Genomic DNA, 26,645 nt, shown 5'->3' on the forward strand with positions numbered 1-26,645 from the left:
TGGCACCTAGTTGATTATCAATACCATTAATTAGGAATCTTCATTTACCCAAGTGACCTGCGCCGTAGCATGAAAACCTGTTTCATTTTTACCTAGCATGTCAATAACGCTTGTTAATGCTCTGTCTAGGTTCGTATCTAGCTGCCATGGCGGGTTCAGTACAAACACACCAGAACCATACATGCCTGCGTCAGACGTATTTTCTGCAACACATATCTCAGCTTTGAAGCAGGGTCTGCCAAGTTCTGCGAGTTTGTCGCACATAGCCTCACTTGCACCGCTTTTAGCGCCAGCCCTTTCTGATAGCAGTGGGTACCACACGACAATTTGCGCCTGCTGCCAACGTTTCAACACCTGTGCAACGCCTTTAACAAGGTCGCTATACTCATTCGCTCTTTCGTATGGAGGGTCAATTAAAATAGCACCGCGATTGGGCTTCGGTGGCGTGAGTGCTCGAAGCCCTTCGTAGCCATCTCGTTTGTGTGTATGGCTATTTCCGGTACGAAGTCGCGACACGTTTTTCTCTAATTTTTGAAACTCGCCAGGATGAAGCTCCATTAAATGTAAGTTATCGCTACTGCGTTTGGCCATAGCACTTATTGCTGGTGAGCCTGGGTATTGCTGCTGCGCTAAAAATGGTTCACATAATGACAGGTAGTCATTGAGTAAACTTGGCAAATTTTTCGTATTCTGTTTTTCTGGAGCCAGGCTTCCTGGAGCTGCAGTTCCATCACCTTGCCCGAAAAGACGGGAAATACCTGATTCGTATTCTTTGTTCTTTGACGATAGGTCGTCGGTTAAATCATATGTGCCAGCACCGGCATGCGTGTCAAAAAGCGTAAAGGGCTTGTCTTTCTTTTTTAAGGCGTTGATAACACCAATCCAACAAAGATGTTTGATGACGTCGGCGTGATTGCCAGCATGAAAGGCGTGTTGATAACTAAGCACAAAACCTCAGTAAAATATTTGTTTGTTTATAGGAAACTATAATAACGCCATCCCGCGATGAGGTACACAAAACAAAAAAAGGCCAATACGTTGATATTGGCCTCCTTACTATTACGCTACAGCATATAAAAATGCACTAAATAGATCATTTAAGGTGCATTAGCATTTTTTCTGGCTGGGTAAGATAACTCATCCATAAATTATTGAAGCGCACCATAGTTGCACCATCAATAATTCGGTGATCACCCGACCAATTAACTGCCATGATATGTTGTGCGCTAACATTACCCTCATCGTCAAAGCGAGGAAGCTTTTGAGTCTTACCTAACGCCACAATAGCGGCTTCCGGCTTGTTAATTACCGGCGTAGCAGTGATACCGCCGATAGCCCCAATGTTTGAGATACTGATAGTACCACCTTTTAAATGCTCGCCGGCTACGCGCCCTGCCCTCGCTTGCTCGATGATATCTTGCATTTGAACGGCAATATCCAGTAGTGAAAGATCTTGTACCCTTTTAATATTAGGCACAAGAAGTCCAATTTTGGAATCTACCGCAAAGCCAATATTGTGATCAGAATAGTAGCTAATCTCAGTGGCATCCTCATTGAGTTGACTGTTAATTACAGGGAACTCGGTAAGTGCCAACGACATCGCTTTAACGAAAAATGGCATAAAACTTAATTTAACATTGTTCGCCTCAAACTCAGGCTTAAGCAAGTTACGTAACGACATTAGGTTGTCCATCACCAACTCGTCGCTTACAGTGAAGTGAGGTATTGTGTAGACCGACGCGGACATTTGCTTGGCCATGGCGGCTTGAATACCACGCACCTTTTCAGTCTTAACGCTGCCTTTAACTACACTGTGTGCACTATTTATATCGCCTTTTTGTGTGGTGGGCTCGTTTGACGAAGCAATTAACGTATCTTGTGCCGACGCGCCACCATTTGTTTGTTGTAGATTCATTACGTCAGACTTAAGAATACGCCCTTTTTTACCAGAGCCTTTAACTGTAGACAGGTCGATATTCTTTTCTCTAGCAACACGTCTTACCGCAGGGCTCGCTAGCACTTTACCTTCAATAGCAATAGGTGGCTCAAACTCACCGTCACTGAATTTCGATTGTGGGCTGTCATCTAAGTTTTGTGGTACAGCATTTGATGAACTCGTGCTTGACAGTTTAGATGTATCATCTGAGTTGTCAGACGTGTCACTTGTTACCGCAGATTCGCCGATAACTTCTAGTGCGAACAAGGCACTATGTACTTTAGCGATGTCACCTTGGGCGTAATAAAGCCGATGCACGGTTCCCGCATTTTTGGCAGGAATTTCAACCACTGCTTTATCGGTCATTACTTCAACAACAGCTTGATCTTCTTCGATGTCGTCGCCCTCAGCCACATTCCATTTCACAATTTCACACTCAACGATACCTTCACCAATATCTGGCAGTATAAAGTCTTCAATGTGCTTGCCATTGGAATCACTATAAGGTGATAAACCTCCTTGGGCGGCAGTTGTGTGTTCAGGCCCTTCAGCGCTATCGTTTTCTTTTATACGCTGCGTATTTGCCTCAGTGCTTGTGTCGCTATTTGCTACTGCATCGTTCGCATCATCCGGCGTCATTGAAAATAGTGGCTCATGAACCTTAGCAATATCGCCAACCGCATAATGCAACTTGTTAACCACCCCAGCATGCATAGCTGGAATTTGAACGGTGGCTTTGTCGGTCATTACTTCAGCTACGGGCTGATCTTCTTCAATGTGTTCACCTTCTGAAACCAACCATTCTAAAAGTTCACATTCAACAATACCTTCACCTATATCCGGTAAGATAAATTCAATTGTCATATCATTGTCTCCCGGCTTAATAATGAAGCGTACGCTTAATAGCTTCGTACGTTTTGGTTTCGTCTGGCATGTATTCTTTTTCATGAGCCAATGGATATGGCGTATCTAAACCACAAACCCTAGCAATCGGCGCCTCAAGATATAGAAAACAGCGCTCTTGAATGCTTGCTGCTATTTCACTTGCAAAGCCACCTGTTAACGGAGCTTCATGGTTTATCAGTAGACGACCAGTTTTCATGACAGATTGCATCACTGTTTCAACATCCCACGGAAGTATGCTGCGCAAGTCGATAATTTCACAGGACACACCATCTTCAAGGGCCATTTCTGCAGCTTTTTGCAAGATTTCTATCTGTGCCCCCCAACCTAGAAGCGTAATATCGCTACCTTCCTGCACAATATCCGCTTTACCTAGCGGTAGCTCGTAATCTTCTTCTGGTACTTCTGATACGGAGGCACGGTAAAGTCGCTTAGGCTCCATAAACAATACGGGGTTTTTATCGCGAATTGACGCAAGTAATAAACCTTTTGCTTGGTACGGATCACGAGGGATAACAATCTTAAGACCTGGGCAATGTGCAAAGAACGCTTCAGGTGACTGGCTATGGTAATGTCCGCCTGCGATCCCACCGCCGTATGGAGTGCGGATAGTTAATGTACCTACATCAAACTGTCCACCTGAACGATAACGCCACTTCGCTGTTTCGTTTACTATTTGATCAAAAGCTGGAAAGATGTAATCACCGAACTGAATTTCTGCAACAGGAACCGAGCCTTGCGAGGCTAAACCATTGGCAAAGCCAATAATGCCTTGCTCAGTGAGTGGCGTGTTGAAGCAACGGGCTTTGCCAAATTTTTCTTGAAGATGGCTCGTTGCCCGAAATACACCACCAAAGTGACCCACATCTTCACCAAAGACCATTACTTTCTCATCTTCGGTCATGGCAGTGATGAGTGCATTATTAATTGCTTGTAGTAAGTTCATCTTGGCCATTATTTCACTCTCCCTGCGGTTTTAGGGTACATCTTTGGGTATTTCTTTATGTGTGCTTTTAGTTCGTTAAGTTGTTCTTTTAGGTGCCATGGCGCTGTGTCGTAAACGTCTTCTACTATATCGTCGATAGCACATACGTCTGTTTTCTCACAACTCTTCATCGCAGCTAATACATCTTGTCTTGCTTTATCAACACGCTTTTGATTTTCAGCTGCATCAAACCACCCTTTGCTTTCTAGCCATTTTTCCATACGAGCGATAGGGTCTTTTGCACGCCATTTGTCTTCTTCTTCACGAGAGCGATAGCCTGTTGGATCGTCCGACGTTGAGTGTGCAGCTAAGCGGTACGTCATGGCTTCAATGAGCACAGGGCACTTTTCTTCAATGGCGATTCGGCGGGCTTCTTTAGTAGCGGCATAAATAGCTAACACATCGTTACCGTCAACACGGATAGTTTTGATACCGTAGCCTAAGCCGCGAGACGCAATACCATCACCTGCAAATTGCTCTTCTGCGGGCGTTGATATGGCGTAACCATTGTTACGACAAAAGAAAATTACGGGGCAATTCAGTACAGCTGCCATATTTAAGCCAGCATGGAAATCGCCCTCTGAAGCTGCACCTTCACCAAAGTAGCAAATGGTCACCACGTCTTTACCCGACATTTTTTGTCCGTAAGCGTAACCAGAAGCTTGAGGGATTTGTGTGCCTAAAGGCGAGGAAATGGTCATGAAGTTAAGGGGCTTGTCACCGTAATGGATAGGCATTTGACGACCTTTGTTAGGGTCGTCCTTGTTGCTAAACATTTGGTTCATGAATTGTTCGGTCGTATAACCACGGTAGGCCAGCGCGCCTTGTTCACGATATTGCGACATAATCATGTCATCGTTTGATAACGCAGCAGCACTTGCTACTGATGCGGCTTCTTCACCTGTACTCGCAAGATAGAAACTGATACGCCCCTGACGTTGTGCACCTACCATGCGTTCGTCCAAAACGCGGATATAATGCATGGTATTAAAAATTTTTAATGCTTCATCTTGGTCAAGTTCAGGCTCCACCGCTTTTTCGATAATCTCGCCTTCTGATGACGAAATTTGAAGCATTGGGATATCAACAACCCCTTTTGTAATGATTTCGACCTGATTTGTTGTTTTTACTTCGGCCAAATGATTTCTGTCTTTCACGTTTGTTCCCCTTAAATATGAGGGTTAATAGCGACTTCTATAGTTTGGGATATGCTAGATGAGGAATTGCAGGAGTGTCTTACTTATTCGAAGGTAATAATTCAGATGGATGAAATCACTATACTCAATTAGTCTAAATTAAAAGGATAATCGTCCTAATAAAGTAAAGCTCATGTAAATTTTATGAAAACAGCGTAGGATAATCCTCATAGTAAAATTGTATAATTGAGCGAAACACAAAGTTCGCTGGTGGTTTTTTATGTAATTTTATTTCAATTTTATTCGACGAACTATTACTTCAGCAGCCAATTATTCTAGTTTTATTTCAAATTTAACTGACACCCAAATGTAACAAAATATGTAAATTGTGTATTTCTGAAATACACATTACATAACCCGCGAAATTGTGCTAACAATAAATGTGTCATGACGGCAAATAGCAATAAAAAAGGGCATTAAGCCTTTAAAGCAAATAAAGACCGTCAGGCCCAGGGAACTATTCACACGAGAATAATTATGAAAAAAACAATTATCAGTACGGTAGTTGCAACTGCACTAGCAGGTTCTGCTTTTGGCGCGTTTGCTCTATCAAATCAAATCTCCGGCCACAGCGTTGAACAACAAAACGCAATTGAGGCTTCTTTCGATAAAAAGAATATTCTTGCAAATGCTATCCAAACAAGTAGTGATAGTGTTCGCGTTATCGTTCAGTTAAACGACGTACCAATGGCGCAATTTAGCGCTGTTAACCCGAGTGTTAGCAGTATGTCTGCGCATAAAGGGCAAAAGGTTAACTTTGAGTCAAACGCAGCGAAGGAATACAAGTCGTTTCTTGAAACTCAACAGCAATCTGTTATCCAATCAATCAAAGCGTTTGATAAATCATTTAAAGCTGACTTGTCTTACACAGCGGCATTCAACGGTTTTGCTGGTATTGTATCAAAAAGCGCGCTTGATAAGCTTTCGAGCCTATCTACAGTTAAAGCGGTATACCCAGACGTTATTCACCACGCACAAATGGATGCCAGCTTAGACTTAATCGGTGCGGTTGAAACGTGGGAACAGTTTGGCGGTAAAGAAAGTGCCGGTGCAGGTGTCAAAGTAGCTATCATCGATAGTGGTATTCGCCCACAGAACCCTCTATTTAGCGGAGAGAACTTCGAAGCGCCTGCCGCAGATACCCTACCTACTGACGATTACTGTTCAGAGGCCCCTGATTTTTGTAACAACAAGCTAATTGTGGCACGTGCAGCGGATATCGTAGAAGGCTTCGCTGTTGTTGAAGATGAATATGAAAGCCCGCTAGGCTTTAACGGTCACGGTACTCACGTTGCTGGTACTGCGGTGGGTAACTACGGTGTTATGGCTGAGCGCGACGGTGCTGAAGCAGAGATTTCTGGTGTGGCACCAGCTGCCTACCTGATGGTGTACAAAGGCCTGTACGCAACTCCAGCAAACCCTGCATCTTCAAGCGGTGCATCTTCAATGTTACTGTCAATGCTTGAAGCTGCACTGACAGACGGCGCTGATGTTGTTAATAACTCTTGGGGCGGCGGCGCTGGCGGTAACCCTAACGGCTCTGTATACGAAGATGTACTTGAAGCCATGCACGATGCTGGTGTAGTTACCGTATTTGCAGCGGGTAACGATGGTCCGGGTGAAGGTACAATTGGTTGCCCGGGTTGTTCTGAAGACGTTATCACGGTTGCAAACACAACAACGGGTCGTTTGTTTGCAAACGAAGTGACTATCGAAGGTGATACCACAATTGGTTCAATCCCTGCGCTTTATTCAGTGGGTAACCCAGCAATTGTTTTCGATAGCCCAATTACGGCACCGGTTGTTTATGCTGGTGAAGTTAATGCGGAAAATGTGGAAGGTTGTGATGCATTCGACGCTGGCGCGTTTGAGGGTGCAATTGCACTTATCAGCCGTGGCACTTGTGGTTTTGTAACAAAAATTGAAAACGCAGAAGCGGCTGGCGCTGAAGCTGTGCTCATCCACAACGTAGATGGTCGCGGAGAAGCGCCAATCTTAATGGGCGGCCTAAGCGAAGCGCAAACTATTCCTTCACTAATGCTCCCAGCTACGCCAGGACAAGCACTTGCAACTCTTGCAGTTGAAACAGACGAGTCGCTAAATGTAACCATTGGTAGTGAAATTGTTCGAGTGGTCTCAGATAGCCTTGCTGACATCATGAATGAAAGCAGTTCTCGTGGACCAAACGGCGACCCTACATTCCTTAAGCCAAATATTGCGGCACCTGGTACACGTATTTTCTCTGGTGAATCTCCAGATGCTCCAGGACATGAAGGCGAATCTTTCTCGTTTAAAAATGGTACGTCTATGGCGTCACCACACGTAGCAGGCGCAGCGGCTCTACTTAAACAAATGCACCCAGACTGGACTGCACAGCAAATTAAGAGTGCGCTTGTAACGTCTTCTATCCGAGACGTACTTAAAGAAGATGCTGCTACACAAGCAGACAACTTTGACATGGGTGCAGGTCGTTTGGATCTACCTCGTGCTACAACTGTCGAGCTTACATACAGTGATTTAAGCTTGGTAGATGGTGGCTGCTACTTGAACTGTGAAATGTCTATCACGGTTACTAATACTAGCGACGAAGAAGTAACTGTCGATGCAACCGCTATGTTTAACGACGCTGCTATTGTAGCAACCGTTACACCACAAATGGCTACTCTGCCAGCAGGTGCTTCTGCTGAAATTATGGTTGCGGTAGACGTTACAACAGCCTCTACAGGCTCATGGTCGTTCGGTGGTATTAACTGGGCAGATACAGACGACACAACGACGGATTACTTTATTCCTGTTGCGGTTTACCCTATTAGCACAGATAGACCAGAATTGTTTAGTAGTGATGTTAGTACTAGTTTGGCTGAAGAAGAAGAATTAGTAAGAGTAACTGCATCAGCAACTAACCAGAATGTGACAGGTATGATTGGTGTTACTGGTTCAATCGATCACAAGTTCGAAATTGACCCTTCTAGTATCGCAGCGGTTAAGAATGGTGACCAACAGCCGGTATCTTACGACGCCGATAAAGGTGAAATCTATTGGGAAGGTGCATTGAATACCTCGTCGTATTCACTTGATTCTGACACTTCGATTGGAGCGCTAGCAGGCGGTTACCTGCCAATGGCTGCATTAGGTGTACAGCCTCTTACGTGTTCTGGTTCGTGTGATGACACGTCTATCACGCTAACTGGCCTTCCTGAAATGACTTACCTTGGCAAGACCTACACGTCAATGCAGGTTTCTTCAAATGGTTACATTTCTCTTGGTACATCGTCAGGCAACGTAACGACCCCTTCACCCGCTGTTATGCCAGACAGCAATGAACCAAACAACGTACTAGCTCCTTTTTGGACTGACCTTGATTTACTAGGTACTGATGCTGGTGATGAAGGTACAGGTAACTTATATGCAGCTAACTTGAACGGTCCTAATGGCTCATTGTTGGTAATTGAATGGGAAAATGCTCAATTGTGGGGTATTCCTGATACTAGCTTTAATTTCCAAATTTGGTATGACTTTGCTTTTGATAGTATCCACTTTGTTTATGGTGAAATGGATAGCCCTCAATACGCAACTGTCGCAGGTTTTGAAAATAATACAGGTACTGCTGGCTTTACATTGGGTGCTCTAACTACGGCAGGCTCTCAAGGAACGCTTCCTGTAGCTGGTGATGAGTTTATTTTAGCATCATCACCAGGCGATGAAATTGAGTTCAGCTATAATGGTACTGTTCTTCCTTCAGGCGAATACATGGATGATATGCTAACTGTTGATGAAGATGCGTCGGTAACGGCTAACATCCTTGCTAACGAGATGGATAGCACGATCATTAACACGTTTACAATGGAATCACTTTCAGGTGATTTCCGAACGTTTACGCCAATTACTATCGATAAAGAGCCACTTGACCCGTCAACTGTTACAGTTACTACTGAAGCAGCAAACGGTTCAGTGACAGTTAACGATGATGGTACGGTAACCTACACACCAAATACAGACTTCTTTGGTGAAGACTCATTTACCTACACAGTCCAAGTTGAAGGTACAACTACTGATGAAGGTGAAGTTGTAGAAGGTAATATCATTGGTGAAGGTACGGTAACTGTACAAATTGCTGGCGTTCAAGATGCACCGGTACTTTCAATTTCTGCGCCATCAAGCGTTGATGAAGGCGAGTCATTTACCGTAACAGCTTCAGCAACTGACGCAGACGGCGATGACGTTACGATCGCTATCAATGGTGTTGAAATGACATCATTCACTGGTACTGCACCAAGTCATGAGCAATCGACAACTGTGACGGTAGAAGTAACAGCGACAGACGGTATCGATACAACTACAGAAACCGTAACTATTGCAGTTAACGATAAGTCTGGTGGTTCTATGGGCTGGATTGCATTACTTCTTGCACCAGCGGTATACCTGCGTAGACGCATGAAACGTTCATAACGTTTACTAAAAATGTAAAAAAGGCCGCAATCGCGGCCTTTTTTAATCGTCTTTCGAAAGTTGCTGTAGATGCTGTGACATCCTCTTACTTGGCTGGACCCCAAGTTCACGGAACTTTTCAATTTGTCTAACGATGTTCCCTCGCCCGTTAGTTAGTTTATTCATTGCTTGCTCATAACTTGCCTGAGCGGTATCCATAGACTTTCCTACTTTTTCCATATCAGTAACAAAACCTACAAACTTGTCGTATAACTTAGCGGCTTGTTCAGCAATAAGCTGTGCATTTTGATTTTGGTACTCGTATTGCCAAATATTATTAATGGTTCTAAGCGCTACAAGTAAGTTTGTAGGGCTTACCAGCATAATATTGTGGTTTAGCGCCATGGTGACCAAGTCGGGCTCTTCTTCTACAGCAATTAAAAAAGCGGGTTCTATGGGAATGAAAAGTAAAACGTAGTCTAACGTCTTTAATCCTTTTAAGTTCTGGTAGTCTTTTGCGCCAAGACCTTTAATATGCCCTTTAATTGAAGCTACGTGCTGACTTAAAAACTGCGCTTTTTCCGTTTCATCATCACAATTGAAATAGCGCTCATAAGCTGCAAGGCTTACTTTTGAATCTATGATGACGTCTTTATCATTTGGTAAATGCACTACTACATCAGGCTGGAAACGCTTGCCTTGTTCAGATGTCGCAGACATTTGAGTTTCGAATTCATGTCCTTCCCGTAAACCAGATTCCTTAAGAATCCGTTCAAGAACGACTTCGCCCCAGTTACCCTGCTTCTTGTTATCACCTTTTAGTGCATTGGTAAGTGCAGCTGCTTCTTCTGTTATTTTTTGATTTAAAGCTTTTAAGCCTAATATTTCTGTTTTAAGTGACGCTCGCTCTTGGCCTTCACGTATATGCTGCTCTGAAATTTGACGTTTAAAGCCATCTAATTCATTTTTAAACGGTGCCAGCACAGCCTCAATATTGTGCTTAGTTTGTTGTGTATAGCGCTGCTGTTTCTCTTCAAAAATTCGGTTTGCTAAGTTCTCAAACTGGGTTTGCAACCGTTGTTCAGAAGCATTCATAGCCGCTAACTTGTCTTCATGCGCCGCATGCAGCGCCTGAATTCTGGCCTGGTGGGCCTCGTTTTGTGCCTGAAGTTTTGCGTTAGCCACCCTCTCGCTGCTCAATTCATTTTGCAACGTGTCACAATACTGTGAAGATTGAAAAAGCTTCGCCGAGATATTTTGGCTGCGGATGAAAGAATAGAGAGCTAATAGACAAACACTAATAAAAGCAATTAAGAAAGCGACGGGTTCGCTTGAGATAAGGTTGGTAATCATAGTGCACATTCATACTGTTATTTTGTACAGCACTATAAACAAAATAATGAAAATATACCAATTTGTATAGGGTTAAAACAGGTGAATCAAGTGAGTGTTAGTTTCTCGCCCGAGGCCATGTAATCTCAATTAAAAACAAAAAACGGGCGACTGCGCGCCCGTTTCATTTAATTAATCGAAGCTTTTATACTTGTTTCGGTAAGCGAAATAATCTCACTTCGTGATGATTTTCGCGTTAGCCAAGTTATTTGTAAAAACTTTGCAAAAGCCTCACCGTAACTCACTATTTAGAAAGTGAAGCGTCAAGCTCTTCTATTTTAGCTTTCCAAATAGCAGGGCCATTCTTATGTGCATTGGCACCCGTGCTGTCTACAGCAACGGTTACCGGCATGTCTTCTACGTCAAACTCGTAGATTGCTTCCATACCTAAATCTTCAAATGCCACAACGCGTGAATTCTTAATCGCTTTCGATACCAGATAAGCTGCACCGCCTACTGCCATAAGATACACAGCTTTGTGTTTTGCAATGGAGTCAACCGTTGCTGGGCCACGCTCTGCTTTACCAATCATGCCGATAAGACCTGTTTGTTCAAGCATCATGTCTGTGAACTTATCCATACGCGTCGCTGTTGTAGGGCCAGCCGGACCCACTACTTCGTCACCTACAGCGTCAACCGGACCCACGTAATAGATAAAGCGATTGGTTAGGTCAACACCTTCTGGAAGGCCTTCACCATTTTCCATCATGGTTTGAATGCGTTTATGTGCGGCATCACGGCCAGTAAGCATTTTACCTGATAGTAATACCGTTTCGCCTACTTTCCACTCTTGAATGTCTTCTTTGGTCACTTCATCAAGGTTCACGCGGCGGGTGTTTTCACTCACTTCCCACGTTACTTCTGGCCAATCTTCAAGCTTAGGCGGCGTAAGTTCTGCTGGACCTGACCCATCTAGATAAAAGTGTGCGTGACGTGTAGCGGCACAGTTAGGGATCATAGCCACTGGCTTAGATGCAGCATGAGTAGGCAGAGACTTAATTTTAACGTCAACAACGGTCGTCAAACCGCCTAAGCCCTGTGCGCCAATACCCAGTTTGTTAACTCGGTCAAAAATTTCTAAGCGAAGTTTTTCATCAGTAGTTTGAGGGCCACGTTCAATAAGCTCTTGAATATCTACTGGGTCCATAAGGCTTTCTTTAGCAAGTACTGCAGCTTTTTCAGCGGTACCGCCAATGCCTATACCCAACATACCAGGAGGACACCATCCTGCCCCCATTGTAGGCAATGTTTTAACAACCCAATCAGCAATATCATCGCTTGGGTTTAGCATAACCATTTTAGATTTATTCTCTGAACCGCCGCCTTTTGCTGCGATCATTACTTCAATCTTTTTACCCGCAACCATGTCGATGTGAACTACAGATGGCGTGTTATCTTTCGTGTTTTTGCGCGCACCAGCCGGGTCAGCAACGATAGATGCACGAAGCGGGTTGTCAGGATTAAGATAAGCGCGGCGTGTACCTTCATCAACCATTTCTTGAACGGTCATGTCAGTTTTGTCCCATGTTACGCCCATACCCACTTTAACGAAGCAGGTTACAATCCCGGTGTCTTGACACAATGGGCGCTTTCCTTCGGCCGACATACGCGAGTTGATAAGAATTTGGGCCATTGCATCTTTCGCGGCTTGGCTCTTCTCTTTGTTGTACGCTTCTTCTACGGCCTTAACATAGTCGAGTGGGTGATAGTAAGAAATAAACTGCAGGGCATCTTCAATGCTGTCAATGAAGTCTTGTTGACGGATAACGGTCATGACATCCTCTTTTTATTTGGCTTTCGTGGTCTTAGCTAGCTAAAAAAGCGTATACTAGCGCATCTCAAGACATCGCACCATGCAAAACCATGTGCTTGGGGCTAATTCCAGATATTTTTACGCGCTATATTAGTTATACGCATTAGAAAGCGTTGTAATAGCGACAATAAAAACACTTGTTTGCAAGTGTCAGTTACAAATTGGCGGTCGTTCTTTTCTGCTTTTAAGCACGCGACGGCCTAGATGAAAAGAAGTACAGAAAAACCTATGCCACACGCAGATACTATCAATGTTCATGTCACCCGTTTTACTCAACAGGAGTTAGTCAACGAATTTGCGCTAGACTGCGATAACACTGCAGTTTTCAATAAATTATTTGAACAAGTATCTGCGCAGCCTTACGCTATTTTATTCGACACTTCAGGTTCTTCTAAGAGCGATGGCCGGTTTAATATAATGGCCTTTTCACCTACCGCTGTCATTGAGGCGAAAGGTGAACAAACAGAACTAATCGATTTACACACCTCTTCACGCCAGCGTCTTAACATGCGGCCTTTCGAAGCGGTTCAAGCGCATTTGCATGCCAAAGTCGAATCTATCGAAGTAAAGGCTACTTTTGACACTACCCACTTACCTTTCATTGTTGGTGTAGCAGGAATGGCTGGATATGACACCGGTCGATTCTATGAAACATTACCCAGTATGGCTCAAAGCGACTACAGTACACCTGATTTCACCGTTGGCTTGTACTTGTACTCACTTATTGAAGACACCCAAACCGGATATATCTATTTTTGCAGCACAGATAATCGTCCGTTGTCGCAAGTATTTAAGTCGTTAAAGCAAGTAGCAACATCTAAGGATTTTAAGCTCACATCGCCCTTTGAATCTAATCTATCGAAAGACGCCTACGAAACATGTTTAGGTAAAATTAACGCTTATCTTCGTGCCGGCGACTGCTATCAGGTAAATATGGCACAGCGATTTAGTGCGGAGTTTGAAGGAAGCATGTGGCAGGCATATTGCGAGTTACGTAATCAGAATCAAGCGCCCTTTTCTGCCTATTACAACCTGCCACAAGGCTGTATAGCGTCTATTTCACCTGAACGTTTTTTACGTGTGAAAAACAAGGTTGTAGAAACTAAGCCCATTAAGGGCACTCGCCCTCGCTTTGAAGATATTGAAAAAGATAAAGCCAGTGCACAGAGTTTGCTTAACGCCGAAAAAGATCGTGCCGAAAACCTTATGATTGTGGACCTGCTTCGTAACGATGTTTCAAAACACTGCAAGCCCCACACAGTAAAAGTACCCTCGCTCTTTGCACTTGAAAGTTATGAAGCCGTGCACCACCTAGTTAGTACCGTAACAGGCGAATTAAACGACGCGTCGTCGCCTTTAGCGCTTTTAGCATCTGCCTTCCCAGGCGGTTCAATTACCGGTGCACCTAAGATACGCGCTATGGAAGTGATTGATGAACTAGAACCCCATCGTCGCCATATATATTGTGGCAGCGTGTTTTATATGGGGTACCGAGAAGATATGGATTCAAGTATCTGTATACGCACGGTGTTAGCTGAGAACAATAGATTACATTGCTGGGCAGGCGGTGGTATCGTGCTAGACTCTGTACCAAGTGAAGAATACCAGGAAACACTTGATAAGGTATCAAAAATACTGCCCGTGCTAGCAATGATGAATCAGTAACAGAACAGTTTTATGCGCTCTAACGGCAAGCTTAATATCTGGCTTTTGACTTGCCCTGGTTTGTAACTTGCGTTGGATTGTGACTTATAAATAATTAGTATCTATGAAAAAAAGCGAATTTCTATCACAATTTCATCACTTAAGGCTGACTCACACTGAGCCTGACTTTCCTTTAAAGAAAACAGGACGACCCGCGGCGGTGTTAATACCTTTGATAGACTATGGCAACTCTCTACAGCTTCTGTTAACTGAACGTGCACATCATCTGAAACATCACCCCGGCCAAATCAGCTTTCCGGGTGGAGCGGTGGATGAAACCGACAATTCTTTTTTTGCCGCTGCGCTTCGCGAAGCAGAAGAAGAAGTTGGCCTTCCGTCTACTCACGTAGATGTTATTGGCATGCTGCCAAAATATAGAACAATTAGTGGTTATGAAATAGCTCCTGTTGTGGGCTTTGTAAATCCAGACTTCACACCGGTCATCGATAAGAATGAAGTAGAGAGCGCTTTCGAAGTCCCGCTTGCTCATGTGTTAGATAGAAAGAACCACCTAGTCCATAATACTCACCGCAATAACAAAACTTTTCCTATATACTTTATTCCTTGGCAGCACCGTATGATTTGGGGCGCAACAGCTGCTATGCTACGAAATCTGTCGCACCATATTCATCCCTGATATCGAAAATTAGGCAGCCTTGTCTGAGGCCCTATAAATTAAACTTTACAGCCTATTAGCAAAACTAATCTCACTATTAGCATTTCTGTATTGAGCTTTTAACGTAGTAGATGCATGATCTTAATATTACTTAGTTTTAATTTATGAATGTTTATGATCAGTGTATTCGATATGTTCAGTGTGGGTATTGGCCCATCAAGTTCGCACACAGTAGGACCGATGAAAGCAGGTGCCGAGTTCGTTTCTGAACTTGCACAAGATACTGCGCTTTTCGATTCAGTTGATAGCGTAAAAGTTGAGCTATTTGGGTCACTAGGTCAAACTGGCATCGGACACGGTACCGGGAAAGCTGTCATCCTAGGTTTGTTAGGCGAAATTCCCGACGTAGTGGATGTAGACACTATTGACAGCAAACTCGAGGATATTCGTAATTCCGAACTACTTTGTCTCAATGGCCAGAAGCAAGTCCGCTTCCCCAATAAAAATGCGATTGTATTTCATCGCCGTAAGACACTGCCCAAACATGCTAATGCACTGACGTTTTACGCTTACTCAAAAGATGAGCTGGTTAAAGAGCAAACCTATTACAGCATAGGTGGCGGCTTTATTATCAAAGACGAAGATTTTGACGCAACTAAAGCGCATGCCGCCAGCCTTCAAGCTTCGGTGCCCTTCCCTTTTAAAACCGCTGAAGAATTACTTGCGCTGTGTAAGAACAACGGTTTAAGTATTAGCTCTTTAATGCTGCGTAACGAAACGACTTTTAGACCGAAACATGAAGTAAAGCAACAGTTACATCATATTTGGTTAGTAATGAAAGCTTGTATTCAACGCGGTATTGAGAGCGAAGGAATACTGCCTGGAGGCCTAAAGGTAGTGCGTCGCGCACCTGGGCTTTATCGTCGCCTTCAAACCGAGCATACGAACGATCCTATGCAAACTATGGATTGGGTGAACCTTTTTGCTTTGGCAGTAAACGAAGAAAATGCTGCGGGAGGGCGTGTTGTAACCGCGCCTACTAACGGTGCCGCAGGTATTATCCCCGCCGTACTTCAATACGTAGATAAATTTATTCGACCTGTTGATGAAGAAGTAGCAAGCCGCTTTCTTCTTACCGCTGGAGCCATTGGCATACTTTACAAAGAGAACGCATCTATCTCTGGCGCTGAAGTTGGTTGCCAAGGAGAAGTGGGTGTTGCATGCTCAATGGCTGCAGGCGCCCTTGCCGAGATAATGGGCGGAACAGCGGCATCCGTAGAAAATGCTGCTGAAATCGGCATGGAACACAACCTTGGATTAACCTGTGATCCTGTAGGTGGCTTGGTGCAAGTTCCATGTATTGAGCGTAATGCTATGGGTGCAATAAAAGCAATAAATGCTTCTCGCCTTGCGCTACGCGGTACAGGTGAGCAAAAAGTGTCACTAGATAAAGTCATTAAAACGATGCGTGATACGGGTAACGATATGAAGACAAAATACAAAGAAACAGCGCGAGGCGGTCTCGCGGTAAATATCATCGAGTGTTAATCGTAAGCCCACTATGAACAAAGATTAAAAAACAAAAAAGGGGCGACAGCCCCTTTTTTCATTCGTCTTGGTTTTTCACAACGTTACTTAACTGGTAACGTCACGCCTTTGAACATTTTTTCAACTTCTTCATTATTTTTCAGCATCATGGCTTTTTCCACCTTGTCTTTGGTAAGGTGAGGCGCAAATCGCTCAATGAAGTCATACATGTAACTTCTAAGGAATGAACCTTTCCTGAAGCCAATCTTTGTGGTGCTGTAATCAAACAGGTGGCTCGCGTCTATTTTAACCAAGTCATCGTCTAACTCTTCGCTAACGGCCATCGACGCGATTACTCCAATACCTACACCCAAGCGCACATAAGTTTTAATTACGTCGGCATCTGTAGCCGTGAAAACAATTTTTGGTGTCAGCCCTGCTCTTTCAAAAGCCTGGTCTAATTCTGAGCGACCTGTAAATCCGAACACGTAAGTCACTAACGGATACTTTGCAATGTCTGAAATATCTATTGTGCCCTTTTTAGAAAGCGGGTGATCTTTGTTTACAATTACGCTGCGATTCCAGTGATAACACGGCAGCATAACTAAATCGTTGTACAAGTGAAGCGCTTCAGTGGCGATAGCAAAGTCAGCTTCGCCTTTAGCGGCTAGGTCGCTAATTTGAGAAGGCGTACCTTGGTGCATGTGTAACGACACCTTGGGGTACTTTGTCATAAAACCTTGGATCACGTCTGGTAACGCATAGCGTGCCTGAGTGTGCGTGGTAGCGATATTCAGCTTGCCTTGGTCGGGAAGTGTATGTTCTCTAGCAACGGCTTTGATGCTTTCTACTTTCGCAAGAATCTCTCGAGCAATGTTGATTACATCATTACCCGCGTCGGTTACGTGAGTAAGGTGCTTTCCGCTACGGCCAAAAATTTGAACGCCTAATTCGTCCTCTAGCATACGCACTTGCTTGCTAATACCTGGCTGTGAGGTATACAAACTTTCTGCCGTTGCAGACACATTCAAATTATTATTGAGAACTTCTACGATATACCGTAGTTGCTGTAGCTTCATATTTTACACCGTATTATGGGATCGACTGACACTTTACTCCCTCCGTTATAACCAAAACTACGGTTTTTTACTAGTTGCTATTACAAAATTAGCATTATAAAGTTGAATTTAATTCATTTTTTTACAAATTTACGCGTAATTTGCCCTTCATTTTCTAATCTCTTCTACAGTATGTTTAGGGTTAAAGAGTCGCACGGCGTTTAATAGATAATGAGCAGTAGTAAACAAGTTACATCTTCAATCGATTTTTCATCTGTATTAGCTGCTGCTGTACACGATATGAAGAATTCACTATTTCTTTTAATTCAATCTATTGAAACATTGAGTGATTCGCTTTCACCGCAAAACACTGAAGCAAGAGAACAAGTAGCAAGTGTCCATTATGAAGCATCAAGGCTAAACACGAATCTTGTTCAGATACTCTCTTTATATCGAGCAGAATTAGAAAGCCTGCCTATCACGGTTGATGAAAGTTTTGTCAAAGATTTAGTTGAGGATGTTGTCGGCTCCAACGCACTCTACGTCTCTCAGAAAAATATAGAAATTACCGTCGATGCTGAAGAGGACCTCAGTTGGTATTTAGACAGTGAGCTAATTTATTTGCTCTTAAACGATGTGATTATAAATGCAATGCGCTATGGCACCTCGAAGATACTTGTTTCAGCCCGTATTGATGAAGATGAATTTATGATTTTAAGGGTTGAAGATGATGGGAGTGGATACCCCGAAGCAATGTTGTCTAAAAGCCACGACGCGCTATGTGACTTTGAATTAAGCCAAGGTAGAACAGGCCTCGGACTGTTCTTTGCTAAACTCATTGCAAGCGCCCATTCTCAAGGCGACAGAATAGGAACGATTACCCTTTATAACGGTGGAAGCCTAGGCGGGAGTGTATTTGAAGTAAAAATACCGTAAGATTGTCCGATAACAATAGATAATTCAAAAAGTAACGCTCGTGGTTGATAAAAAACTGACGTTATAAGATGTAAAAACAGACGGAAACACACGCATGTACGTGATTATTATTATTTTAATTGTTGTTTTGCTAATCGCAGCTATTTTCATTAATGCAATTCAACAACATCGTCAAAAGCAAGACGCCGAGCGTCGCACCGAGTTAGCCAAACAGCGCACTATTGTTGATGAAACCGAGAACATTATCGCTGCAAGTGTAAATATGCCGGTTTCTTCACGGATCATGGGTATTCTTCACAATCGCATTCTTAATGCACTCAAAACCATGAATGAATTATCGAGCACCGCAGAATTAAAACAACGGATAGCGAGTAGCGAGCAAGCTACAGCAGCGGCGCTCTCAGACAAGTCGACTGGCGTTTCAGAGTTTTCGTTGCCTGATAACGATAAAATGATAATTCAGTACATTCAAGCAGTTAAGAAACTGCGCATTGTGCTTCGCTCTGAACATAGCAAAGGGCAAATTGATTCAAAAGTATTTATGGATGAAGATAAGCAATTGGAACGTTTGCAGGTCAAAGTAAACGTAGAGACGCTTATTAAGCGCGGCCGCGCAGCACTGCAAACCAATATGTTGGGTTCAGCAAGACAATATTTTGAAAAAGCCAAAACAGCGCTGGAAAATCAGAACCCACAGGATGAATACTCTGCATCTAAACTTTCCACACTTAACGAGTGGCTTAACGAAATTCAAAGCAATCTTAAGAGCGTGAACGAAAAAGACCGCGCTAAAAAGCAAGAAGAGGAAAGAGACGAACTGGACGAGCTATTTGCTCCTAAAAAGAAATGGTAGTCCCTACTCTCATCAATTACGTTGCGTGTTATGTCGTTTGTGCATAATGCGCAATGGCCAAGTCCCACAAAGACTGAGCTGGTAACGACAAGCCCTTTCTTGCGTTTTTGATTATTCCTATATTTTTCACTAAAGGCTCATCAGCAATACTTTGTGCTACAAGACCAAGCCCCTCCATTTGATCTTTACAAATAGCAGGCATAATAGATATGCCTAAGCCATTTTGTATAAGCTTCCCAAGGGTAGATAGCTGACCTGTCTCTGCAATAATATTCAACTCGCCGAACTGCTGAAGCTTAGACTGCGTCCAGTGACGTACCGCAGAACCACGGTTCATCATCACCAAAGGGAACTGGAGACAATCCTTCCAATTAAGTGATTTACCCAAGCTAGACAATAACCCTTTATTTCCTACCACAACAAACTCATCGGTAAAAAGGCTGTTAAATACAAGGCCGTCTTTGCGTTCTGGCTCGAAAGAAAAGCCTATTTCACTGCGCCCGGTAGTTACTTCGTGAATAACCTGTTCCATAACAACGTCTACTATTCTTAGGTTTACGTTAGGAATGCGCTGGTGAAACATTGATAATATGTTGGGTAAGTGTGACTCAGCAAACGAAGGCATAGCACAAACAGTGAGTTGACCCTTAGCCATAGCAAATAGGTTTTGCATGTCTGAAAAAGTGTTGTCCCAGTCATGAAGTAAACGCAGCGCGTTTGGAAATAATACCTCTCCTTCAGGCGTCAAGCTTACGTTACGTGTATTACGCTGAAACAACTTACCGCCTAATTGCTCTTCCATTTTTTTTATCGCAGAAGACAAAGCCGGCTGGGTCAAGTGCAGGTTCACTGCAGCTTCGGCAAACGTTGAAGACTTGGCCACTTCAACAAACGCCTTTACTTGACGGTATGAAACATCCATAAATGCAGTCCTCTACAACTTATTAATAAATAATATTTATCAATTAAAAGATTAATTCGATTTTACATATCTTGCAACAATGCTGATACTTATTTTTAACAATAGTGTTGGAGATAAGAAATGGCAGGGTTTAACAAAGTTGTATCCTCGTACGATGAAGCCATGAAAGGGCTTGAAGACGGGATGACGGTTATTGCTGGAGGCTTCGGCCTTTGTGGAATTCCAGAAGGCCTAATTAGTCAAATTAAGACGTTGGGAGTGTCAGGCCTTACGGTAGTGTCTAACAATTGTGGTGTGGACGGTTTTGGGTTAGGCCTATTGTTAGAAGATAAACAAATATCAAAAATGGTGTCCTCCTATGTCGGTGAAAATGCATTGTTTGAGAAACAATTGCTTAATGGCGAGTTAGAAGTTGAACTTACCCCACAAGGCACGTTAGCTGAAAAAATGCGAGCTGGTGGCGCAGGAATCCCCGCGTTTTACACTGCCACAGGTTATGGCACGCCGGTCGGCGAAGGGAAAGAAGTTAAAGAATTTGATGGACGCCCTTATATTCTTGAGCATGCCATTACTGGCGACTTTGCAATTGTAAAGGCTTGGAAAGCAGATACCTACGGTAATTGTGTTTATCGCCACACTGCACAGAACTTTAACCCTATGGCGGCAACCGCCGGCAAGATCACTGTTGTGGAAGCAGAAGAAATTGTAGAGCCTGGCGAGCTAAACCCTAGCGAGATCCACACCCCAGGAATTTATGTAAACCGCGTTATTAAAGGGTCATTTGAGAAACGTATAGAACGTCGTGTAGTTAGCAAGGAGACCGTATAATGCTTAGTAGAGAACAGATTGCAATGCGCGTAGCCCAAGAATTCAAAGATGGCGATTACGTGAATTTAGGCATAGGTATCCCTACCCTTGCGGCTAATTATGTCCCCGATGATATCAGCGTTATGCTGCAGTCGGAAAACGGCCTTTTAGGAATGGGCCGTTACCCTACTGAAAGTGAAGTCGACGCCGACATGATAAACGCAGGTAAAGAGACGGTGACGGCTATAACCGGCGCTTCGATATTCAACAGTGCCGAGAGCTTTGCCATGATCCGTGGCGGACACGTAGATTTTACTGTGCTAGGTGCATTTGAAGTTGATGTATCGGGCAATATTGCCTCATGGATGATACCGGGCAAACTGGTTAAAGGTATGGGCGGCGCCATGGACCTTGTTGCTGGCGCGAAAAACATAATTGTTACCATGACCCATACCGATAAAAGCGGTAACCCTAAGTTACTAAGCGAATGTACATTACCGTTAACCGGCGTGAACTGTATCACACGCATAATTACTGACTTAGCAGTGCTGAGCGTCGAGGACGGCGCCTTCGTTCTTCAAGAACGTGCACCAGGGGTGAGCGTGGATGAAATCAAAGAGAAAACCGGTGGAAACCTTGTTGTACCTGAAAACGTACCAGAGATGCAGTTTTAGTACGTTCAACAAGAACACATGAAACGCTTACATACAACATTATACAATTACGTCTAAATCGCTCGCGCTTACCAAGTAGCACATTGTGTGTTCAAGGTAAGCGCGGCTCGCAAGGCAACATGCCAATTCGTTTATTCTAAAACTATCCTGCCCCTTATACAGGATTACAGGTGTTATTTGTTCGTTATCAGTGCCACACATCCGAGTTTATAGCGTGAGGCGCAATAAGCCTTTTAATACACTTTGCATTAAGGGATAATGCGCATGAACGTTATTTTTAAAAAGGCTCACCTTTCTTGCTAGTTACTGATTTACCTGTCCATCATAAAATTATTTCAAAGCTCGAAACGAAAAACATTTCGACGCTAACCGAAATTCAAGAGCGTACTATGCTTCCTGCCATACAGGGTAAGGATATTATCGCGTCTTCAAAAACAGGGTCAGGTAAAACCTTCGCCTTTTTAGTACCTGCTTTAAACCGGCTATTGTCGCAAAAAGCATTAAGCAGACAAGACCCGCGTGCACTTATCCTTGCTCCTACACGTGAACTCGCTAAACAAGTTTTCATTGAAGCCAAGTCAATGTGCACGGGCTTAAACCTTACGTGTTCGCTTATTGTGGGCGGCGAAAACTACAACGACCAAGTTAAAGCGCTTCGACGCAACCCTCATATCATCGTGGGTACAGCTGGTCGTGTTGCCGATCACCTTTTAGACAAAAGCGTGTATCTGAACGGTCTAGAGTTGCTAATTTTTGATGAAGCCGACCGCATGTTGGATTTAGGCTTCTCTGCTCAGCTTAAAATGATCAACGACTATGCTGATCACAGAAAACGTCAAACTATGCTGTTTTCTGCCACGCTCGATAATATTGAGCTTAAGCACATGACAACGCAGTTGACCCAAGGCGCTGTTCGCGTTGCTGTAGGAGACTCAACGGCAGAGCATGGCGACATTGAGCAGAAGTGCTTCTTTGCAGACAACGTTGATAACAAAGATCAAATCTTACAGTTTGAGCTGGCCAATCGTACCTACAACCAAGCTATCGTATTTACTGCTACCCGTGAAGATACCGATAGAATTGCAGCATTGCTTAACGAAGAGAATTTAGAAGCTATTGCTCTTCGTGGTGATATGCTACAAAGCCAACGCGCAGCAGTAATGAGTGCATTTGCTCGTGGGCAGCACAGTATTTTGGTTACCACCGACCTCGCCTCCCGTGGTCTGGACCTGTCAAAAGTTGGCTTGGTAGTTAACTTCGACCTACCGAAAAACGCCGATGAGTATATTCACCGTATCGGCCGTACTGGCCGTGCTGGGCAAAAAGGCGAAGCTTTCTCGTTAATTGGCCCACGTGACTGGAACAGTTTTGAAGGGCTTAAGAATCACCTTCAATATGCATTAGAATGCTCACCGCACGACGAATTCTCAGCCTCGTTCAAGGGTTTCAAACCAAAGAAAAAAGTGTCGAAAAAAGCCAACGCGCAAAACGGCAAAAAGCGTGTGGCTAAACCTGTTAAAAGAAACGCGAAAAAGCGCGTTGATACCATGTTGGGTGAAGATATCGGAATGGTTCCTGTTAAACGCAAACCAAGAAATACACAGCAGGACGAGGACGAGTAAAAACTACTTGTTAGCTAGCCCAAGAAAAGGCTATTTCATATTTATTTTCGTCGCTTAAGCGGTAGCGTTTTTCAGTGCCGTTGTGTGTGATGCTAAGCACATTGACTTGATGGGTATTGTTGCTAAAGCACGTTACCTTAGCTTCAATCTCAGAAATTACTTCTGGAACATTGTTTAGCTTTAGCCGAGCACGGGTTTCATGGCTACCGAGTTTTAGCATCCCCATACCATACGTAATAGTACGGCCGTTCACAAACAGTCGTGTATTGTCTTTGATATGCTTAATTAAGCGCTGCTTAAAAGCCGTGCTATCAGTATCATTACTCTCTGACGAAGGCTGGCTTGCTTTTAATGCTTGCTCTACTCCATATTGGGACAAATAAAGGTCGATGTAACTTTCGGTGCCGTTAAGAATGACATTGAAGCTGGCTTGTTGGGTATTGTGAGAATAAGCACTGTTACTCAACAAGCTCCCGATTAAACACAAACTATAAAACATTAGCTTGTATTGATACCAGAGTATCCACTTATTATTTTCACTATTCATAACGAGCAAACCCATTGTTTTCTGCTGTTTCGCCAACAGTGCAAGGGAGGATGTTAGTGTATCCAGTATCGGTAGATGGACTAAGTTCATTGGTAATATGATAATGATAAGTTTCATTGTCATCGTCAGCGGAATGGGTATGACCTTGACATTGGTCTAGATCGTTAGGAATTGTATCGTCAGTATCTCGAGTACCATATATAGGAAACCCGTCTCTAGCGTAGCCTAAAATGGTATTGTCAGTTTGTGGAATGTACTCACAAACCACCTTAGTTATGTCATTCTGCGCGAGTAAATCGTCGATGACATGGGGTACTAAATGGTAGTGATACGGGCCATCAGGTTGTGGATGCCCGCCACAGCTGTCTAATCCAGGGATTGCAACACCAACTTGACTCGCCGCACCAGGTGGCTTTTCAGCAAATGGAAAGCCATCTAACGATAAACCCCAATATTCCAGTGAATTCGTAGTCGCAACAGAAGTTGCTTTTGTCGGGTAAGCCGGAATGGTGTAAGTGATCTGATAGGTTTCGTCTAACTCTGCATCTAAACACGAGCCACTTATGCCGGAGCCCGCCTCAATAAAACCAGTACCGGGGCCGCCTTCAGGTACTTGAATATTTATCGTGCCATCATCATTTATAATATCGTAACCGTCTGATGCGAAATCTGCCCATAAATCATCATCTAAAACCCGTATACCCGGGTTCGTTGTGCCGTCATATATACCCAATCCGCCAACTTCACCTACGTTTTCTGGACATATAACCGTTCGGGTTTCGCGAACATTTTCATATACCGCAGTGTAACATTGAGAGTCCTCACCATTTGACAATGTACAGTCCACTAGCTCAAATGGACTGATTTGAGAAAATGAGGAAAAAAGATTGGGGTCAAACACTATTACATTGGTAGTGTTTTCATCTGAAGTATTGGTCGAGCTGTCGGTCTCGGCAACGACGTCACTGTCTGAGTTACCTGAGTCTTCTGAACCGCAAGCAATAAGTTGCCCAGTCAGCCCAAATAGAATTATTAGGTTTACAATTCGCATAGTGTGTTTCAAGCCGCCCTTTAACTAACTGTATATGGAAATGATAAGGACTACTTTAGCAACCTTTGTTTTACATATTGTGCAGTTTTAACGCATATTTCGAAGGGATTTTTAGCAGAAACCACCGTTTCTAGTGAGTATTTTTACGCCACGGTAAGCTCATGTCCTTTATACTATTAGACATGTTTGTTTGAGAGACGGCTTAAGTTGTTCGCTAAAATGCGTAAATCATGGGCAATAAAAAACGAGCACTCCGATGGAGGACTCGTTTTACATTTATCATTTGCGTGGCATAGGCTTTTTATCTCCACACGTTGAAAGTGTGTTTTAAAACCTCAGCTAAGGGCAGGTATTACTAAGTAAACTTAATACTCCCACCACCCTTCTTGCCACCACTCCAAAAACTCTTCAAAGTCGATGTAACCATCGTCATTACTATCGATAAGCTTAAAGCCTTCCTGTACGTGGCTAGCTTTAGTCTTTGGTGAAATTACGGTTAGAAGCTCGATGAACTCAGGTAAATCGATTTGGCCATTGCCATCACGATCGAAAAAGCTGAAGTCCTTTCTAATTTCTTCAATTTTAGATTCTGAAAGTTGAGTGTCCACTCGCATTCCTTATTTCAACTGCAATAACCACGAGTGTAACGCCCTTCTTTCTGACTGTCTACGCCTGATTTTCTTTTGCTTTAAGTGCGCGTAAACGTTGAGCTTCTGCTTTTTCCTTACGCTTTTGTTCCATGGTCAAACGCGCTTCAGTACCTACGTGTTCCTGCTGACGCTCTTTCGCTAACTGAACCTGCTTTTCGCGTTCTCTAAAGCGAGCAATTTGTTCGTCAGTATGTGTGCCGTAGCAATGAGGGCAGCTTACGCCAGGCTCATATTTATCGCTCTGTTTGTCTTCTGCGGTAATAGGAAGTCGACACGCGTAGCACTGTTCGTAATGACTCTTTTCAAGGTCGTGGTTTACTGCAACGCGATTATCGAATACAAAACAATCGCCTTCCCACATAGACTCTTCTTTTGGTACATCTTCAAGATACTGTAAAATGCCGCCTTCTAAGTGGTAAACCTCTTCAAACCCCTGCTCTTTCAAATAGGCTGTCGATTTTTCACAGCGAATGCCGCCAGTACAGAACATGGCCACTTTTTTATTTTTTGTCGGGTCGAGTTCTTTTTCTACGTATTCCGGGAATTCACGAAACGTGTCGGTTTTAGGGTCGATGGCGTTCTTGAAAGTACCAATTTCTATTTCATAACCGTTTCGGGTGTCGATTACCGTCACATCTGGGTCGCTTATCAGTGCATTCCAGTCTTTAGGCTTAACGTATGTACCTACGGTTTGGCGAGGGTCGATACCTTCAACGCCCATGGTCACTATTTCTTTTTTAAGTTTCACCTTAGTGCGATAGAACGGCTGTTCGTCGTGAAGTGATTCTTTGTAAGAGATAGGATTGATACGCTCATCGCTATTCAGATAAGCAAGCAATGCGTCGATACCCTCGCGAGTACCTGAAACAGTGCCATTAATGCCTTCGTGGGCAAGAAGAAGTGTACCTTTGATACCATTTGCTTCCATAGCTTCTAGAAGCGGCTGGCGGATTTCTTTAAAGTTTTCAAGCGCAACAAATTTATACATTGCGCATACAATATATTTAGACATATTTTAACCTTTG

21 protein-coding genes are annotated in these 26,645 nt (G+C 43.5%); 9 read left to right on the plus strand and 12 right to left on the minus strand.

What is annotated here, in order from left to right:
* Positions 1-30 precede the first annotated feature (30 nt).
* From ACYX4N_RS11380 to ACYX4N_RS11395, 4 genes are all read right to left on the minus strand, one after another.
* Complete coding sequence (locus tag ACYX4N_RS11380; protein WP_476054087.1) at positions 31-948, minus strand: 23S rRNA (adenine(2030)-N(6))-methyltransferase RlmJ; 918 nt, start codon at positions 946-948, stop codon at positions 31-33.
* Positions 949-1,093: 145 nt separating this feature from the next.
* The gene (locus ACYX4N_RS11385) at positions 1,094-2,800 is read right to left on the minus strand and encodes a dihydrolipoyllysine-residue acetyltransferase (protein WP_476054088.1); all 1,707 of its coding nucleotides are present in this window, start codon (positions 2,798-2,800) and stop codon (positions 1,094-1,096) included.
* A 16-nt stretch (positions 2,801-2,816) separates the two neighbouring features.
* A complete protein-coding gene (locus tag ACYX4N_RS11390) occupies positions 2,817-3,794 on the minus strand; it encodes an alpha-ketoacid dehydrogenase subunit beta (protein WP_061095031.1) in 978 nt (325 codons plus the stop codon).
* Positions 3,794-4,981: a thiamine pyrophosphate-dependent dehydrogenase E1 component subunit alpha gene (locus ACYX4N_RS11395; protein ID WP_476054089.1), complete on the minus strand. Its 1,188-nt coding sequence runs from the start codon at positions 4,979-4,981 to the stop codon at positions 3,794-3,796. The genes ACYX4N_RS11390 and ACYX4N_RS11395 overlap by 1 nt, the downstream gene beginning before the upstream one ends.
* 516 nt (positions 4,982-5,497) lie before the next feature.
* On the opposite strand from ACYX4N_RS11395, the gene ACYX4N_RS11400 reads away from it, so the two are divergent.
* Entirely contained in the window at positions 5,498-9,469 is a 3,972-nt protein-coding gene (locus tag ACYX4N_RS11400) for a S8 family serine peptidase (protein WP_476054090.1), read from the plus strand.
* 42 nt (positions 9,470-9,511) lie between these two features.
* Here ACYX4N_RS11400 and rmuC read toward each other — a convergent pair whose 3' ends face one another.
* Both rmuC and ACYX4N_RS11410 read right to left on the minus strand, forming a co-directional pair.
* A complete protein-coding gene (gene rmuC, locus ACYX4N_RS11405) occupies positions 9,512-10,801 on the minus strand; it encodes a DNA recombination protein RmuC (RefSeq protein WP_474806753.1) in 1,290 nt (429 codons plus the stop codon).
* A 283-nt stretch (positions 10,802-11,084) separates the two neighbouring features.
* A complete protein-coding gene (locus ACYX4N_RS11410) occupies positions 11,085-12,614 on the minus strand; it encodes a fumarate hydratase (protein ID WP_476054091.1) in 1,530 nt (509 codons plus the stop codon).
* A gap of 267 nt (positions 12,615-12,881) precedes the next feature.
* Here ACYX4N_RS11410 and pabB point away from each other — a divergent pair, with 267 nt between their 5' ends.
* The 3 genes from pabB (at position 12,882) to ACYX4N_RS11425 (ending at position 16,521) form a co-directional block, all read left to right on the plus strand.
* On the plus strand, positions 12,882-14,318 hold the full coding sequence (gene pabB / locus ACYX4N_RS11415; protein ID WP_476056440.1) for an aminodeoxychorismate synthase component I: 1,437 nt from the start codon (positions 12,882-12,884) through the stop codon (positions 14,316-14,318).
* Positions 14,319-14,421: 103 nt separating this feature from the next.
* Entirely contained in the window at positions 14,422-14,994 is a 573-nt protein-coding gene (locus tag ACYX4N_RS11420) for a CoA pyrophosphatase (protein ID WP_179983451.1), read from the plus strand.
* A gap of 153 nt (positions 14,995-15,147) precedes the next feature.
* Complete coding sequence (locus ACYX4N_RS11425; protein ID WP_476054092.1) at positions 15,148-16,521, plus strand: L-serine ammonia-lyase; 1,374 nt, start codon at positions 15,148-15,150, stop codon at positions 16,519-16,521.
* Positions 16,522-16,604: 83 nt separating this feature from the next.
* On the opposite strand, the gene cysB is transcribed toward ACYX4N_RS11425, so the two are convergent.
* On the minus strand, positions 16,605-17,579 hold the full coding sequence (gene cysB / locus ACYX4N_RS11430) for an HTH-type transcriptional regulator CysB (RefSeq protein WP_118494818.1): 975 nt from the start codon (positions 17,577-17,579) through the stop codon (positions 16,605-16,607).
* 210 nt (positions 17,580-17,789) lie between these two features.
* On the opposite strand from cysB, the gene ACYX4N_RS11435 reads away from it, so the two are divergent.
* Both ACYX4N_RS11435 and ACYX4N_RS11440 read left to right on the plus strand, forming a co-directional pair.
* On the plus strand, positions 17,790-18,494 hold the full coding sequence (locus tag ACYX4N_RS11435; protein ID WP_476054093.1) for a sensor histidine kinase: 705 nt from the start codon (positions 17,790-17,792) through the stop codon (positions 18,492-18,494).
* A 94-nt stretch (positions 18,495-18,588) separates the two neighbouring features.
* The gene (locus ACYX4N_RS11440) at positions 18,589-19,347 is read left to right on the plus strand and encodes a hypothetical protein (protein ID WP_474806762.1); all 759 of its coding nucleotides are present in this window, start codon (positions 18,589-18,591) and stop codon (positions 19,345-19,347) included.
* A 28-nt stretch (positions 19,348-19,375) separates the two neighbouring features.
* Here ACYX4N_RS11440 and ACYX4N_RS11445 read toward each other — a convergent pair whose 3' ends face one another.
* Complete coding sequence (locus ACYX4N_RS11445) at positions 19,376-20,269, minus strand: LysR family transcriptional regulator (protein ID WP_476054094.1); 894 nt, start codon at positions 20,267-20,269, stop codon at positions 19,376-19,378.
* A gap of 120 nt (positions 20,270-20,389) precedes the next feature.
* On the opposite strand from ACYX4N_RS11445, the gene ACYX4N_RS11450 reads away from it, so the two are divergent.
* From ACYX4N_RS11450 to ACYX4N_RS11460, 3 genes are all read left to right on the plus strand, one after another.
* Positions 20,390-21,097 (plus strand): CoA transferase subunit A, encoded by a 708-nt coding sequence (locus ACYX4N_RS11450; RefSeq protein ID WP_474806766.1) that lies wholly within the window; start codon positions 20,390-20,392, stop codon positions 21,095-21,097.
* Positions 21,097-21,750: a CoA transferase subunit B gene (locus ACYX4N_RS11455; RefSeq protein ID WP_476054095.1), complete on the plus strand. Its 654-nt coding sequence runs from the start codon at positions 21,097-21,099 to the stop codon at positions 21,748-21,750. Before ACYX4N_RS11450 ends, ACYX4N_RS11455 begins: the two co-directional genes overlap by 1 nt.
* A gap of 296 nt (positions 21,751-22,046) precedes the next feature.
* Positions 22,047-23,372: a DEAD/DEAH box helicase gene (locus ACYX4N_RS11460; protein WP_476054096.1), complete on the plus strand. Its 1,326-nt coding sequence runs from the start codon at positions 22,047-22,049 to the stop codon at positions 23,370-23,372.
* Between the two features lie 10 nt (positions 23,373-23,382).
* On the opposite strand, the gene ACYX4N_RS11465 is transcribed toward ACYX4N_RS11460, so the two are convergent.
* From ACYX4N_RS11465 to trhO, 4 genes are all read right to left on the minus strand, one after another.
* Complete coding sequence (locus ACYX4N_RS11465) at positions 23,383-23,838, minus strand: hypothetical protein (RefSeq protein ID WP_476054097.1); 456 nt, start codon at positions 23,836-23,838, stop codon at positions 23,383-23,385.
* A 73-nt stretch (positions 23,839-23,911) separates the two neighbouring features.
* Positions 23,912-24,970 (minus strand): YHYH protein, encoded by a 1,059-nt coding sequence (locus ACYX4N_RS11470; protein WP_476054098.1) that lies wholly within the window; start codon positions 24,968-24,970, stop codon positions 23,912-23,914.
* A 365-nt stretch (positions 24,971-25,335) separates the two neighbouring features.
* The gene (locus ACYX4N_RS11475; RefSeq protein WP_474806774.1) at positions 25,336-25,578 is read right to left on the minus strand and encodes an EF-hand domain-containing protein; all 243 of its coding nucleotides are present in this window, start codon (positions 25,576-25,578) and stop codon (positions 25,336-25,338) included.
* 58 nt (positions 25,579-25,636) lie between these two features.
* On the minus strand, positions 25,637-26,632 hold the full coding sequence (gene trhO / locus ACYX4N_RS11480; protein ID WP_474806776.1) for an oxygen-dependent tRNA uridine(34) hydroxylase TrhO: 996 nt from the start codon (positions 26,630-26,632) through the stop codon (positions 25,637-25,639).
* Between the last annotated feature and the right edge of the window lie 13 nt (positions 26,633-26,645).

The organism is Alteromonas sp. ABH4_452, from assembly GCF_056311825.1.

Bases quoted from the DNA above. Each gene is read 5' to 3' on its own strand.
- ACYX4N_RS11385 (WP_476054088.1), bottom strand. From the start codon at position 2,800: ATGACAATTGAATTTATCTTACCGGATATAGGTGAAGGTATTGTTGAA.
- ACYX4N_RS11390 (WP_061095031.1), bottom strand. From the start codon at position 3,794: ATGGCCAAGATGAACTTACTACAAGCAATTAATAATGCACTCATCACT.
- ACYX4N_RS11400 (WP_476054090.1), top strand. From the start codon at position 5,498: ATGAAAAAAACAATTATCAGTACGGTAGTTGCAACTGCACTAGCAGGT.
- rmuC (WP_474806753.1), bottom strand. From the start codon at position 10,801: ATGATTACCAACCTTATCTCAAGCGAACCCGTCGCTTTCTTAATTGCT.
- ACYX4N_RS11410 (WP_476054091.1), bottom strand. From the start codon at position 12,614: ATGACCGTTATCCGTCAACAAGACTTCATTGACAGCATTGAAGATGCC.
- pabB (WP_476056440.1), top strand. From the start codon at position 12,882: ATGCCACACGCAGATACTATCAATGTTCATGTCACCCGTTTTACTCAA.
- ACYX4N_RS11420 (WP_179983451.1), top strand. From the start codon at position 14,422: ATGAAAAAAAGCGAATTTCTATCACAATTTCATCACTTAAGGCTGACT.
- ACYX4N_RS11425 (WP_476054092.1), top strand. From the start codon at position 15,148: ATGATCAGTGTATTCGATATGTTCAGTGTGGGTATTGGCCCATCAAGT.
- cysB (WP_118494818.1), bottom strand. From the start codon at position 17,579: ATGAAGCTACAGCAACTACGGTATATCGTAGAAGTTCTCAATAATAAT.
- ACYX4N_RS11435 (WP_476054093.1), top strand. From the start codon at position 17,790: ATGAGCAGTAGTAAACAAGTTACATCTTCAATCGATTTTTCATCTGTA.
- ACYX4N_RS11440 (WP_474806762.1), top strand. From the start codon at position 18,589: ATGTACGTGATTATTATTATTTTAATTGTTGTTTTGCTAATCGCAGCT.
- ACYX4N_RS11445 (WP_476054094.1), bottom strand. From the start codon at position 20,269: ATGGATGTTTCATACCGTCAAGTAAAGGCGTTTGTTGAAGTGGCCAAG.
- ACYX4N_RS11450 (WP_474806766.1), top strand. From the start codon at position 20,390: ATGGCAGGGTTTAACAAAGTTGTATCCTCGTACGATGAAGCCATGAAA.
- ACYX4N_RS11455 (WP_476054095.1), top strand. From the start codon at position 21,097: ATGCTTAGTAGAGAACAGATTGCAATGCGCGTAGCCCAAGAATTCAAA.
- ACYX4N_RS11470 (WP_476054098.1), bottom strand. From the start codon at position 24,970: ATGCGAATTGTAAACCTAATAATTCTATTTGGGCTGACTGGGCAACTT.
- trhO (WP_474806776.1), bottom strand. From the start codon at position 26,632: ATGTCTAAATATATTGTATGCGCAATGTATAAATTTGTTGCGCTTGAA.